The 14,415-nt window shown below is 34.4% G+C and carries 13 protein-coding genes and 2 pseudogenes; 13 read left to right on the top strand and 2 right to left on the bottom strand.

Annotated elements, in window-relative coordinates; translation table 11 throughout:
- The first annotated feature begins 51 nt into the window (after positions 1 to 51).
- The 9 genes and pseudogenes from MKX66_RS10585 to MKX66_RS10545 all read left to right on the top strand — a co-directional run.
- On the top strand, positions 52 to 411 hold the full coding sequence (locus tag MKX66_RS10585; protein ID WP_002086281.1) for a YunG family protein: 360 nt from the start codon (positions 52 to 54) through the stop codon (positions 409 to 411).
- A gap of 53 nt (positions 412 to 464) precedes the next feature.
- Complete coding sequence (locus MKX66_RS10580) at positions 465 to 1,790, top strand: bifunctional S-methyl-5'-thioadenosine deaminase/S-adenosylhomocysteine deaminase (protein WP_012260737.1); 1,326 nt, start codon at positions 465 to 467, stop codon at positions 1,788 to 1,790.
- Positions 1,791 to 1,954: 164 nt separating this feature from the next.
- On the top strand, positions 1,955 to 3,583 hold the full coding sequence (locus tag MKX66_RS10575) for a peptide ABC transporter substrate-binding protein (RefSeq protein WP_341086097.1): 1,629 nt from the start codon (positions 1,955 to 1,957) through the stop codon (positions 3,581 to 3,583).
- A 401-nt stretch (positions 3,584 to 3,984) separates the two neighbouring features.
- Positions 3,985 to 4,784 (top strand): annotated as a pseudogene (locus MKX66_RS10570) (ABC transporter ATP-binding protein).
- Between the two features lie 31 nt (positions 4,785 to 4,815).
- Entirely contained in the window at positions 4,816 to 5,040 is a 225-nt protein-coding gene (locus MKX66_RS10565; RefSeq protein WP_307838400.1) for a hypothetical protein, read from the top strand.
- Positions 5,041 to 5,117: 77 nt separating this feature from the next.
- Positions 5,118 to 5,498: a BA_1872 family lipoprotein gene (locus MKX66_RS10560; RefSeq protein WP_002031172.1), complete on the top strand. Its 381-nt coding sequence runs from the start codon at positions 5,118 to 5,120 to the stop codon at positions 5,496 to 5,498.
- A gap of 148 nt (positions 5,499 to 5,646) precedes the next feature.
- Complete coding sequence (locus MKX66_RS10555) at positions 5,647 to 5,781, top strand: hypothetical protein (RefSeq protein ID WP_012260740.1); 135 nt, start codon at positions 5,647 to 5,649, stop codon at positions 5,779 to 5,781.
- A 56-nt stretch (positions 5,782 to 5,837) separates the two neighbouring features.
- Positions 5,838 to 7,883, top strand: a complete 2,046-nt coding sequence (locus tag MKX66_RS10550; RefSeq protein WP_341086096.1) for a class I SAM-dependent methyltransferase — start codon at positions 5,838 to 5,840, stop codon at positions 7,881 to 7,883.
- A 27-nt stretch (positions 7,884 to 7,910) separates the two neighbouring features.
- A pseudogene (locus MKX66_RS10545) lies at positions 7,911 to 8,057 on the top strand (radical SAM/SPASM domain-containing protein); the annotation flags it as partial.
- Between the two features lie 166 nt (positions 8,058 to 8,223).
- Here the strand turns inward: MKX66_RS10545 and MKX66_RS10540 are convergent.
- On the bottom strand, positions 8,224 to 8,748 hold the full coding sequence (locus MKX66_RS10540) for a GNAT family N-acetyltransferase (protein WP_341086094.1): 525 nt from the start codon (positions 8,746 to 8,748) through the stop codon (positions 8,224 to 8,226).
- A 142-nt stretch (positions 8,749 to 8,890) separates the two neighbouring features.
- Here MKX66_RS10540 and MKX66_RS10535 point away from each other — a divergent pair, with 142 nt between their 5' ends.
- The 3 genes from MKX66_RS10535 to MKX66_RS10525 all read left to right on the top strand — a co-directional run bounded on the left by MKX66_RS10535 (position 8,891) and on the right by MKX66_RS10525 (position 11,589).
- Positions 8,891 to 9,589, top strand: a complete 699-nt coding sequence (locus MKX66_RS10535; protein ID WP_341086093.1) for a response regulator transcription factor — start codon at positions 8,891 to 8,893, stop codon at positions 9,587 to 9,589.
- On the top strand, positions 9,579 to 10,646 hold the full coding sequence (locus MKX66_RS10530; protein WP_341086091.1) for a sensor histidine kinase: 1,068 nt from the start codon (positions 9,579 to 9,581) through the stop codon (positions 10,644 to 10,646). The genes MKX66_RS10535 and MKX66_RS10530 overlap by 11 nt, the downstream gene beginning before the upstream one ends.
- Positions 10,647 to 10,728: 82 nt before the next feature.
- Positions 10,729 to 11,589 (top strand): M23 family metallopeptidase, encoded by an 861-nt coding sequence (locus tag MKX66_RS10525; RefSeq protein ID WP_078421900.1) that lies wholly within the window; start codon positions 10,729 to 10,731, stop codon positions 11,587 to 11,589.
- A gap of 59 nt (positions 11,590 to 11,648) precedes the next feature.
- Here MKX66_RS10525 and MKX66_RS10520 read toward each other — a convergent pair whose 3' ends face one another.
- Entirely contained in the window at positions 11,649 to 12,944 is a 1,296-nt protein-coding gene (locus MKX66_RS10520) for an Nramp family divalent metal transporter (RefSeq protein WP_240380179.1), read from the bottom strand.
- A 492-nt stretch (positions 12,945 to 13,436) separates the two neighbouring features.
- On the opposite strand from MKX66_RS10520, the gene trhO reads away from it, so the two are divergent.
- Positions 13,437 to 14,396, top strand: coding sequence for an oxygen-dependent tRNA uridine(34) hydroxylase TrhO (trhO, locus tag MKX66_RS10515; RefSeq protein WP_002086277.1), 960 nt, complete (start codon positions 13,437 to 13,439; stop codon positions 14,394 to 14,396).
- Positions 14,397 to 14,415 lie beyond the last annotated feature (19 nt).

The raw sequence follows: 14,415 nt of genomic DNA, 5'->3' as shown, positions 1-14,415 counted from the left end.
CCGCTTTTATAATATGATGTGTGAAATTGCTAATGTCAGGAGATGCTGAATATGGATAGCATAAAGATTAAACAACTATATGAAGCATTAAGAAAATCTTGGTCAATAGAAACGAGTTCTAAGTGGACGAGCGAAAGCCCAGCAAAGGGACAATGTGGTGTAACGGCCCTTATTGTCCAAGAATTGTGCGGGGGAGAGATAATAAAGACGAAGATAGGTGAAGTATGGCATTTCTACAATAAAGTAGATGGGAAAAGGTATGATTTTACTAGGACCCAATTTCATGAAACATTAAACTATATGGACATGAAGTCGAGCCGTGAAGAAGCATTTGCAGATACAAATGAAAAACAATATAGCATTTTGAAGGAAAAGACAACGAAAGAATTAAAATTATCTTTTGACTCTTAATCTTCAATAAGTTACTATAATGGTGGTAACTAATTAAAGGGAACTTCATAGAGTTGAAAGGGGAAATACTTTTGAAAACAACTTATGTAAACGCTACAATTGCAACGATGAATGAACAAAATGAAGTGATAGAAAATGGATATATCATTGTAGAAAATGATCAAATTATAGATGTAAATAGCGGAGAATTCGCTAACGATTTTGAAGTAGATGAAGTAATTGACATGAAAGGAAAGTGGGTTTTACCAGGGCTTGTCAATACACATACACATGTTGTTATGAGCCTTTTGAGAGGTATCGGAGATGATATGTTATTGCAGCCATGGCTTGAGACGAGAATTTGGCCACTTGAAAGTCAGTTTACGCCAGAGCTTGCGGTCGCTAGCACGGAATTAGGATTACTTGAAATGGTGAAAAGTGGTACAACATCATTCTCTGATATGTTTAATCCTATTGGAGTAGACCAAGATGCAATTATGGAAACGGTATCAAGGAGTGGAATGCGTGCTGCTGTTTCAAGAACTTTATTTAGCTTCGGAACGAAAGACGATGAAAAGAAAGCAATTGAAGAAGCTGAGAAATATGTGAAGCGTTACTATAACGAAAGTGGTATGTTAACTACGATGGTTGCACCGCATAGTCCATATACATGTTCCACAGAACTGTTAGAAGAGTGTGCTCGTATTGCAGTAGAAAATCAAACGATGGTTCATATTCATCTTTCTGAAACAGAGCGTGAAGTACGTGATATTGAAGCACAGTATGGGAAGCGTCCAGTAGAATATGCAGCAAGTTGCGGATTGTTTAAACGCCCAACAGTTATTGCGCACGGTGTAGTATTAAATGAAAATGAGCGTGCATTTTTAGCAGAACATGATGTTCGAGTAGCTCATAACCCAAATAGTAATTTAAAACTAGGTTCTGGTATAGCGAATGTAAAAGCGATGCTAGAAGCAGGAATAAAAGTAGGAATTGCAACAGATAGTGTGGCGTCTAACAACAATTTAGATATGTTTGAAGAAATGCGTATAGCGACTTTATTACAAAAAGGTATTCATCAAGATGCAACAGCATTACCAGTTGAAACAGCTCTTTCTCTTGCGACAAAAGGAGCTGCGGAAGTAATTGGTATGAAACAAACGGGATCACTTGAGGTTGGTAAGTGTGCTGATTTTATTACGATTGATCCATCTAATAAGCCACATTTACAACCGGCAGATGAAGTGTTATCACATCTTGTGTATGCAGCTAGTGGAAAAGATATAAGCGATGTAATTATTAATGGTAAACGTGTCGTTTGGAATGGTGAATGTAAAACGTTAGATGAAGAGCGTATTATATTTGAAGCAAGTCGTTATAAACGAGGTTTACAAAGATAGGTATTTATATACCAGTTGAGAAAGCTATCCTTTCTAGAAAATAGAATAGGGTAGCTTTTTTTATTGAACGAATAAATATTCAAAAGAATGTCGCATCTTTCTATTGGTATTTCTGCTATAATATATAACGCTTTATAATATTTTATACTTAAGGAGAACAACTCATGAAGCGAAAAAAGAGCCATTTAATAGTAATGGCACTTGTTACATCTTTATTTTTAACAGCTTGTAATAATAAAGCGAATAAAAGTGAAACAGAGGCAAAAAAACAAGTATTAAATGTAACAGTATCAGAAGAAATTCCTTCTCTTGATACTGCGAAAACGATGGATGGTACATCAGCGCACGTTATGCAAAACATATTTGAAGGGTTGTATGTATTAGATGATCAAGATCAGCCTATTCCAGCAGTAGCAAAATCGTTTAAAAGAAGTGAAGATGGTAAAAAATATACATTTGATTTGCGTAAAGATGCAAAGTGGTCAAATGGAGACTCAGTAACAGCAAATGATTTTATGTTTGCGTGGAGAAAAGCGGTAAGTGCTGAAACAGCGTCTCAATATGCATACATGCTGTTTTATATAAAAAATGCGAAAGAAATAAACAAGGGAACAATTCCTCTCAATGAACTTGGCGTAAAAGTAATAGATGATTATAAGTTAGAAGTAGAATTAGAACAGCCGATCCCATATTTCTTACAGTTACTAGCCCTACCTATATACTTACCACAGCATGAATCATTTTTGAAAGAACAAGGGGAAAATTACGGGCTTGAACCTAATAATCTCATATATAATGGTCCATTCGTGTTAGAGACATGGAAGCATGAACAGGGATTTCAATTGAAGAAAAATGATACATATTGGGATCAAAAGAAAGTGAAATTAGACGAAATAAACTTTCAAATTGTAAAAGATACAATGACGGTTGTTAATTTATACGAAGCTGGTGATTTGGATCGAGTGCCTATTAATTCTCAATTTGTAGACAAGTATAAAGGCAGTAAGGAATTACATATGTCGAGCGATCCTGGGATTGCTATGCTTCGTTTTAATGAAAAAAATAAAGCGTTAGCAAATAAAAAGGTACGTCAATCTATTTCATTAGCGTTAAATAAAGATGATTTCGTCGCTCACTTTATTAATAACGGGGCAAAACCTGTAAGTGGACTTGTACCAGTTGGTCATATAAATGAAGCGACTGACAAAGATTTTAGAAAAGAAAACGGAGATATTTCTCCATACGACTTACAAAAAGCGAAAAAGATTTGGGAAGAAGCGAAAAAAGAACTTGGAGTAGAACAAATAAAACTCGAGTTTTTAACGTTTGAACAAGATAACGCAAAACGTATGGCGGAATATATAAAAGGTGACTTAGAGAAGAATTTGCAAGGACTCACGATACAAATTAAACAACAGCCATTTAAGCAAAAATTACAATTAGAACAAACAGGAGATTACGATATATCTATGGCAAATTGGGGACCTGACTATAAAGACCCAATTAGTTATTTAGAACTATTTACGACGGGTAATCCGAATAACAAAATGAATTATTCTAACCTTCACTACGATGAATTAATAAAGAAAGCGAAAAATGATTTTGTACTAGATCCGGAGAAACGATGGGAAGCGTTGGTAGAAGCTGAGCAGGTCTTATTAGAAGACGCTGCTGTGGCACCGCTGTATCATATTGGCTCAGCTTATGTACAAAAGGATTATGTAAAAGGAATTGAAAAACATCAATTTGGTGGTGTTTATACTTATAAGAATGCTTATATCGCTAATGAATAAATACAAAAAACCTTACTTTTTAAAAGTAAGGTTTTTTTAGAGAGGGCAGGGAAATCCTTTGGTGGTGTTCCCAGCATATAAAGAAGATAAATGAAAAATTGTAGTTACGCATTCATAAGAAGTTGCAAAAAATCAAAAACAAAAATGGAAAGTTTTTTCGATTTGTTTAAAAATTGAATGTAGTTTCTATTCTTTGTAGGGGTGTAATATCGGAAAAAGAAGAATAGAAATATAGCATATATGGAATAAGAGAATGCAGTACAGATCAGCATACAAGCATTCTCTTTCTGTAACTACGTTTATTTTTAATTATATGAAAAGAATATTAGATTATATATTTTGTCCTTGGTATACTTAAAAGGTAATTTGGGGTATTAAGATGAATTGATAGAGGTGTTTGTGTGGAATTATTTGAGTATTATAAAAAAGGGGACGGTTTAAGTGTTTAATTGGGACAGGGATTTTTCTCTTTGGATTATATTGTCTGTATAATAGTTGGGGTGATGTTAATTGGGGAGAAATAATATTTATGGTTATAGCTTCGTTTGTTTTTGGGGGAATTGGATTTTGGCAATTAAGAAAAGGGAACTTATTAAAAGAGAATATAGCTAAAAATGATTTGAAGTTTTGGGATATTGATACTTATGTTTTACTAGAATTACCTCAAAATAATAAACATTACGGTTTATATACTCCCGATGGGGCCTATATAGTAGGAACAACTATGATTTCAACTGATATAATTTCTTCAAAATTACCTTTTTTAAAAAACAAGCAAGTTATTGGGTTGGAAGCAAGGGATGGGGAAATTCTTGCATATTTTCATAGTGAAGTTGAAAACTATGATTGGGCTATTTATGACTCAAATTATAATTGTGTAGGTATGTTTAAAGAAAATATGATACAAGGATTTGGAATGGTACGTGGTTCTTTAATGAATGAAAAAGAGATAAAACTTTCTGAAGTAGAAGTTGAATTTGATTTTTTCGAAACTTCTTTTCGTACAATGGATAATCGGATATTAATAAACTGTAAAAGAGGATATATGCCTTTGGAATGGAGCGAAAGATTCGGATTAAATGTACCTATTATTAAATTAGGTAATAATGTTTCTAATGCTGAAAAGATATTTGGTTTAGGGGTTCTTTTCTACATTTTAGAAACAATTAAAGTAAGAAAAAGTAGGGTTTTTAATGATTAGGATTAAAAATTTGTGTTATGAAATTTTTTGAATGCGTTATTGGGATAGGGGGATATTCATGAGGAATATACAAGTTAGACCGGAAGAATTGAGGAGAATTGCAAAGAATTTTAAATATGCTAGTAATATTTCTTCGGAGTATAATTTCTTTTTGAATCATGAAGATATCTCTAGTGTGTTACATCTTGGTTTTATTAATGAAACAGAATTAGAGTTTCAAAAATTATTTAAAAAAGAAATTGAAGAAAAGCAGTGATTCTTTTAAGGTGTTGGTGTTTTTGAAATAGTTAAAGAATGAATCTTAATTCATATACATAAAAAAGGAGGATTTCTATGAAATCATTACGTTTATTTATGATTCTCACTCTTGTCGTATTGTTAAGCGCGTGCAATACAGCAACACAAGTTACAAAGGTTCAAAAAAATGGCGAAACGACTTTAAAAATTGGTTCCCTGCAAGGGTATTACGATGTGCAAACGCTTAAAGCTGAAAAAGGAAATGTGGAAATTCCTTATGAAGCAGCCGTTGAAGAAGGTACGATTTTATTGCAAGTTACAAAAGATGATAAGGTTATTTATGAAGAAGAAGTCACTTCTCAAAAGGAAGGTTTGCTTTCTTTTGAAGCGCCAAAATCCGGATCATATGATTTAATTGTACGCGTGAAGGGTGAAAAAGAGAAAGCAAAAGAAATTCAAATACATACTAAGCTATGAAAAAACGGCAAGTGGAGTGCACCCGCTTGCCGTTTCCATTTTCAGTTGATTCTGTTACAACATATGTTTATGAAGTGATCCGCTGAGTCCTGATGTTTATTCCGCCGAAATTCCTGATGAAGTTAAAATAAGAGATGAACAAAAGAATGTGTTACAAACTTGGCATGTTAGTAACGAAATTGATAACTCTCTTTTACATGATAAAAAGACTGGGTTTGATACATTTGTATTTGAAAGAGATGTAGATGGTAAAAAGCAAGTAGTAGCACTCAGGGGGACATAAGGTGATGATCTTTTTGGAGAAGGTGTCCCAGACCTTACTACAGATATTGATTATATATGGGGGTAAATAAGTTGAAAAACATTGAAGTTCTAAATAAATACATTGAAGGGTTTTCTGATGATCTCCCTACGTGGTTAAAGCATCTAATCGGGGCAGAGGAGATACATCAAAACTATGAGAATGTACAAGTACTTGGTGAATTAAAAACAGATGCGGTGTTGTACTATGTACACCGTACGCTGCAAGTGTTAGATGGATTGTCTTTAGATGAAGAAGCGTATCGCATTATTGAAAAAGTACTAACGTATAGTGAGCTTGCAAAGGTAGGCTCTTTAAAACAGCGAGAGAAATGGAAGAAGAACGGAATCAATCTATTGGTACATAACGAGGGTTCTGCTGATATCTTTAGTGATATTCAGTTTATCGAACATATAGAGACAAACTTAAACTCTACTGAGTATTTGTTTGTTCGAGATTTAATTAGAACACATGGATTAATCGGGCAGTATATCCGCGGAGAGGCTCGTTTGAACTCTCATATTGATTTAATTGACACATATAAAGAAGAATACGGAGACGTTAGGTTAAAGGAGATTCTATACTATCTTAATCAATGTATTATTGAAGGTGTATCAAAATCTTTGTGGAGCGAAGTAAAGAACGATGTGAAGATTACAATTGATGGGCTATTTGATGGTTATGTGGAGCCATTTACTTCTCGTGTACATAGACTCACGCCAAAACATAAGGAGTCAGTATTTGAAAAAGATATAATTATGGGGAGCGAGAAGAGAGACGTTCAAACATTTTTATCTGATAAGGATTTGTGGTATGTAGAACCGTCTATGCATGCCCTTAGCTTCGAGGATATTTGGACAGTTTTTGTTATGTTAAAGAACGAGATAGGCACTAGAAAGGTTCAGCATATCCATTTCGAGAAATTGATGCAGCAGTTGCACTATGATTTCAAAGGCGAGAAGAAGGACAACGTGTATCGTAAGCGGGTTATTGAGAAGTATCTACGGGAGTACCGTGAGAACGAGAAGCCGAATACAACACATGTTTCTTTTGAGGTTAAAGTCGATGAAGATATGAAGACTGCGTATGTGTCGTTTCAGTTTTCTGCTGTAGGTGAAGCGTTAATCATCTTCTGTGTAGAGGCAGAAAAGATAGATATGATGCATGCTCGGGCAAATGTACTGCTCTTTGATTTCTTCGGGTTACGAAAGGATGCATATGATAGATTCCATAACGAAGAAGTGTATTTGGAGCATATGAATAGTTCGGCTGATGATAAACGAATTATTCTTGATTATATAAAGGGAGATACGATTGTAGATGTCGGATCCGGTGGTGGTGTTATGCTAGACATGATTGAAGAAGAGACCGAGGATAAACGAATCTACGGTATCGATATTTCCGAAAATGTGATTGATACGTTGAAAAAGAAGAAACAGGACGAAAGTCGTTCTTGGGACGTCATTAAAGGGGATGCTATCAACTTAGGTAGCTCGTTTGATAAAGAATCGGTTGATACGATTGTGTATTCTTCTATCCTTCATGAGCTGTTCTCTTATATTGAGTATGAAGGTAAGAAATTCAATCATGAAGTAATCAAAAAGGGGTTACAGAGTGCTTACGAGGTGATAAAGCCAGGAGGTCGTATTATCATTCGTGATGGCATCATGACTGAAGATAAAATGTTAATGCGTGTGATTCATTTTAAAGATGCAGGTGGAATGAAGTTCTTAGAGCAGTATGTCCGTGAATTTAAGGGGCGTATAATCCAGTATGAGGTACTTGCAGACAATACAGTCAAAATGCCTGTTAACGATGCGATGGAGTTCTTATATACGTATACATGGGGTGAGGATTCCTTCGTTCACGAGGTGCAAGAGCAGTTTGGAATCTTTACGCCAAACGACTATCAGGATTTCGTAAAGGGTATCTTTGGAGATAAAGTAAACATCGTTCAAGCTATGAACTATTTACAGGATGGATATACACAACATCTTAGCGAGAAAATCGATTTTAAAGATGAGTCTGGGAATGCGGTTGTGCTACCGGATAGTACGTTCTTTATGGTTTTAGAAAAGAGGTAATGGTATTGAAAACTTATAAAAAGTTTAGTTTGTGGGTTTCGATATGTTTGTGGAGGATCTCGTTCTAAAGCATATGCAATGACGGGAGATTACATGGAAAGCGAACCTTTCTGTGTATACATTCCAAAAGCATTGCGAAAACAGAAAAAGAACGTAAAAAAGGGACATGAGTAAGAATATGCTCATGCCCTTTGTTTAGATTATATAATTTATTGTACTTCGCATCAGTCGTATGATGATCTAAGAAATGAAAAACGCTCGGTTTCCCATCTTTCGTTAAAAATCCACTATCTTGATTCATTATGCTGAAACGAGTTTTTACGTATAATTTCTATTAAACTCATTTTAATAAAGAATAATAATTCGTATCATATGGAATATCATCTTGATACATATAATTTTTTAGAACTCCTTCTTTTTCAAAACCTAATTTTAATAGCACTTTATTTGAAGCCTCATTTTCAAGAAAGACAATTGCTCCGATACGTTTTAAATGAAGTGTGTGGAAACCGTATGATATAACTTCAGAAACCGCTTCAGTCGCATATCCATTTCCCCAGTGTTCAGGGAAAAAGGCATAACTTATATTTGCTCGTTTATGTTCGGAAGACCAATCATGAAAACCAATTGTTCCAATGAGCTCTTTCTTGTCTTTTAATTCGATTCCCCATTTAATGCCGCTTCTTGCGTTGTAACCCAACTTAAAATTAGTAAGGATTTGCTTTACTTGATCCAAATTTTGCAATGGTTTTTGGCCATAATGGCGCAGGACATCAGTATTAGAAAAGCATTGTAGTATACTCGGTGCATCTTCTTCGGTAAGTTCTCGTAAAATGAGTCGGTTGGTTTTTAATATAGGAAACATGCTTTCACTCCATTTCTTCTGAAACCAGAATGTGTTGTTATTATATAATCTAATCTGAAAATAAAGATTATTCAAGAGGGAAGTATGGTTTTGATTTGTGATAAAATTGATTGTGGAATATATTTCAAAAAGAGGTTTAGATATGGAGAAAAACTCAATTTTAATTGTAGATGATGATCGAGATATTGTTCGATTTGTGAACGCAAATTTAATGCAAGAAGGTTTTAAAGTTTTTAGTGCTCATAACGGAGAAGAGGCTTTAGAAATAATAAATAATAACAGTATTCAACTTGCTATTCTGGATATTATGATGCCGCAAATGGATGGGATAGAATTGTGTAGAAGGATTAGAGAGAAACATAGTTTACCAATTATGTTTTTAAGCGCGAAATCATCGGACGTAGATAAAGTCGTTGGATTTAGTACTGGGGCAGATGATTATATTGTGAAACCGTTCAGTACAATTGAATTTATAGCAAGAGTGAAAGCTCAATTAAGAAGGTATACATACTTCAATCAAAATGCTGTTCAAGTAATAGAAAAGAAAATAAACATTAGAGGTTTAGAAATAGATGAAGTGTCGAGAACAGTGATGTTATATGGAGAAACAATCAATCTTACGAAAACTGAATATGATATTTTGTACTTAATGGCCGCTGCAATGAATCGTGTGTTTACTATTGAAGAAATATATGAAAGCGTTTGGAAAGAAAGGGCCTATGAAAGTAATAATACAGTAATGGTTCATATTGCAAGATTAAGAAATAAAATTGAAGAGAATCCAAAAGAGCCGAAGTTTATTCAAAATGTTTGGGGAGTCGGATATAAAATTGAAGATTAAATCATTACAAGGCATGAGAGCTAAGTTTTTTATCGCATTCATATGTAGCATTTTGTTAGCAACTGTAAGTATAATAGCGTTTCAAATTGTAATTGGAAATATATATAGTCATGTTACTGTGTTAGAGGAAAAATATTCATTTTTATATTTAATAGTTTTTTTAATTTTTACTACAATATACTTTGCATTCATGACAAAAACAATGATGAAAAGATTATCTGAAATTAACAAGAGTCTGAAGGAAATAAGTAATGGTAATTTTGAAATACATATACTTATTTCAAAAAATGACGAGATTGGTGAATTAGCAGCGAATGTTAATAGAATGGCCAAAAGTTTAAAAGAGTCTATCGAGAATGAAAAAAAATCGCAAGAAATGAAAAATGAAATGATTAGTAATATTTCTCATGACTTACGAACACCTGTAACATCCCTAATAGGTTACGCGGACCTGTTAGGAAATCAGCTTCATTCAAATAGAGAAGAATGTGAACAGTATGTAAGTATATTAAAGCGAAAAAGTTATGAATTAAAAAATCAAGTAGATGGTTTATTAGAATATTGTCAAATAAATTATAGAGAGATCGAATTACATAAAAGTGTAATAAATATGAAAGCGTTCATTGAACAAATCATGATTGATTTTTTACCACAACTAGATGATGCTGATATGAGCTTTTTTATTAAAGGTGATAAGGTGTTACATGTGGAAATGGATGTAGCGGTTATGGTGAGGCTATTCGAAAATGTAATTAGTAATAGTATTATGTACGGGAAAGACGGAAAGGAGCTTTTAATTCAAGTTTCTAAAAGAGATATGAATGTTGAAATAGAAATTAAAAATTTTGGACAATGCATTCCGAATGAGAACCTTCCTTACGTTTTTGAAAAGTTTTATCGTGGTGAAAAATCACGTAGCTCTCATACGGGTGGAAAAGGAATGGGGCTTGCAATTGCGAGAAGTATAGCGGAACTTCATAAAGGAGATATCACTGTACGTAGTAACGATAAAGAAACGGTTTTCACTATCGTTTTACCGCAGTATAAAGAAATGTAAGAAAGTCGTAAGTATTTCTTTCATATGTCGTAATTTTTACTTCGTATCATGGGGAACAAAGATAGGAGAGTAGGGATACAGTATGTGGAAGAGATTTTTATTAGCGAGTATAGTTGCTTTTTTAATTATAAGTTGGAGTTTAGTTTATTTAGGTAATGGCGTTACATCAGTCTTTGTTTGGTGGATTATACAGGCTTTTAGTGTAATTTCAGTTTTTCTCTTAATAGGCTCAGCAGTAATGTTTGTTTGGAAAGGCATTTTTAGAAAGCGGATAGATGGAACGCTACTATTAATAGTTCTGTTTTCTACCATTGGAGCTTGGCCCGTGGGATGGTTCGCTAACATTGGGAGAATTGCATACCCAGTAGATGTACAGTCTATGAGTCCTAAAGTAGTCGTTCGTTTTCCTTTGAATGAACGAGCATTGATAGGTTGGGGCGGCGATAAATTAGAAACGAACTATCACGTTATAAAACCAAATGAACGATGGGCATACGATATTCTCATTCCACCAGCTGAAGTGAAAAGTAGTAAGTTAGAGGATTATGGAATATATGGAGCGAAAGTAATGGCACCAGCTTCTGGGACAGTTGTATCAATTAAAAATGATGAAATAGATTTAGTTCCGGGATCGGATGATTTTCAATCGATGGCGGGAAATCATATTTATTTACGACTGGATGAAACAGGTACATTTTTGTTTCTTGCCCATTTAAAGAAAGGATCAATTAAAGTGAGGGAAGGCGAACGTGTAAATGAAGGGGAGGTTCTTGCCCAAGTCGGTAACTCAGGAAGTTCAAGTGAACCACATTTACATATCCATCATCAAAGGCAGGATCCATCCAAGGTGAGTATGTTTTTCACGGAAGGCTTGCCACTTTATTTTCGAACTGAAAAAGGTGCGATAATGCCGGAAAGAGGGACATACATAAGTGGTAAGTAGAAGGAAATCATTTCATACAAAAAGGGTATTCCAAATCAAATTTGGAATACCCTTCTTCATTACCCTACAAATGTTTGATACAGTAAGAAAATATTTAAAACGATAATAAGTGCAGCGATTAACCACGCGATAAATGTTGTAATGCGATGGTTGACGAGTGCGCCCATAATCTTCTTATTACTTGTAAACATAATAAGTGGTACTAATGCAAAGGCAATACCGAAAGATAAGACAACTTGACTCATAACGAGAGCGTAAGTTGGATTTACACCTAAAGCGATAATAACGAGAGGCGGAATCATTGTTATAAATCGGCGTAAGTATAACGGAATATGCATTCGAATGAATCCTTGCATAATAATATCACCAGACATCGTACCAACAGAAGAACTAGATAAACCTGCTGATAAAAGTCCAATCCCAAATAATGCAGCCGATACAGGACCGACTAAATTACTGAACTGGTTAAAAGCAACATCAAGGTCTTCAACGTGCAAGCCGTTTTTAAAGAATAGTGCAGCTGCTACAATTAACATACTTGCATTAATTGCTCCAGCGATAACCATTGCAATAATAATATCGATGAATTCGAAGCGGAAAATCTTTTTCTTTTGTTCATCATTTGTTCCGACTACACGGCGCTGCGTTAAGGCCGAATGTAAATATATCGCGTGCGGCATTACTGTCGCACCTAAAATTCCAGCTGCTAAAAGGATGCTATCTACACCTTGGAATTTTGGAGTGAAAAGTCCTGAGAGTAGAGGGTTTAATTCCGGTTTTGCGTAAAAGACTTGGATACCAAAAGCGATAACAACGATAAAAATCATACCTGTTATGATAGCTTCTAATGGACGAAAGCCTCTGCGTTGAAATTCAAGAATAATAAATGATCCAACTGCTGTAATTAAAGCAGCTGGTAACATCGGAATTCCAAATAGTAAGTATAAGCCAAGTGCTGCCCCGATAAATTCAGCTAAATCTGTAGCCATAATAACGAGTTCCCCTTGTATCCATAAACCGATGGAAACTGGTTTGGGGAAGTTTTCGCGAGCTACTTCAGGAAGATTTCTCCCAGTAGCGATTCCTAATTTAGCTGATAAAGTTTGAATTAATACAGCCATTAAATTAGAAGCGAGTATTACCCAAAGCAATAAATACCCATATTGTGATCCAGCTGCGATATTTGTAGCGAAGTTCCCAGGATCAATATAAGCAACTGATGCGATAAAAGCAGGTCCTAAGAATGGTAACAGTCTTTTAAAGCCTTTTGTTTGTCCACTTAACGCTAAATGGGCTGATTGAACTGTTGTACTTTGAGAAGGGACTTGTTCATTTTTTGTTATATCTTTATTCATAGTAGTATTCCCCTTTGAAATCTTAACTTGATTAAAGTTTCACTTTATTCTTACTCGTTATTTCAATACGTTTAGATATATGATGTGGCAATTTCATTTGAACATAAAAGTTTCCTTAATGCAAATTATATGACTGTGTGCAATGAATGGTGTGACGATGCAAAAAAAATTGGGAGTTTATGGTTGCTGACTAAGGGAGAAGATAATAAATTATAGGGTTGTTTTTGAAATTTATGTGAACATACAGCCTATATTACAGCATATTAATTGATGGAAATGAAATTGTATGATATATAATATATTGGGATTACAACCTAACCGTAGTGTTTTGTTCTGTAATCTTGTTTTTATTTCTGTTAACTTATAGAAAAAATTGTAAATAGAAGAAAATAGGCTAAGTACAATTTAGTATGTATTTTCTTATTATATATGTTTTGATATGAACGTTAACTTATACATGATTTTAAAATTTAGATAGGTGGTAGAAATACATTGGCAACTACAAAACCATATAGAGTATTACTGTATTACATGTACACAACAATTGAAAATCCAGAAGAATTTGCTGAACAGCATTTAGAATTTTGTAAATCACTTGAGTTAAAAGGAAGAATTCTTGTAGCGACAGAAGGAATTAACGGAACTTGTTCTGGAACTGTTGAACAAACAGAAAAATACGTGGAAGCGATGAATAATGATCCACGTTTTGCTGGAATCGTATTTAAAATTGATGAGGCAGATGAACATGCATTCAAGAAAATGCACGTACGTCCTCGTTCAGAGTTAGTTACACTTCGTCTAGAAGACGACATTAACCCGAAAGAAATTACTGGGAAGTATTTAGAACCAAAAGATTTTTATGAGGCAATGAAACAAGAAGATACAGTTATTATTGATGCACGAAATGATTATGAATTTGATTTAGGACACTTCAAAGGTGCGATTAAACCAGATATTGAATCATTCCGTGAATTACCAGATTGGATTAGAGAAAATAAAGAAACACTTGAAGGTAAAAAGATTTTAACGTACTGTACAGGGGGAATTCGTTGTGAGAAATTCTCAGGTTGGTTAGTTCGTGAAGGTTATGAAGATGTAAGCCAGCTTCATGGCGGAATTGTAACGTACGGAAAAGATCCAGAAGTACAAGGTGAACTTTGGGATGGTCAATGTTACGTATTTGATGAGCGTATCGCTGTACCAGTAAACCAAAAAGAACATGTTATCGTTGGTAAAGATCACTTTACAGGTGAACCTTGTGAGCGCTATGTAAACTGTGCAAACCCTGAATGTAACAAGAAAATTTTATGTTCTGAAGAAAGTGAAGCAAAACATTTACGTGCATGTTCTCATGAATGTCGTGTACACCCACGTAATCGTTATATCGTGCAACACGAATTAACAGAAGAGCAAGTAGCTGCTACATTAGAAAAAATCGAAGCAGGTAAGTAAGCAAAATTAGCTTAATAAA

The organism is Bacillus sp. FSL R9-9530 (assembly GCF_038008145.1).
Lineage (GTDB): Bacteria > Bacillota > Bacilli > Bacillales > Bacillaceae_G > Bacillus_A > Bacillus_A mycoides.
Note: the sequence above shows the minus strand (reverse complement) of the source record. Positions and strands in the feature narration are given on the sequence as shown.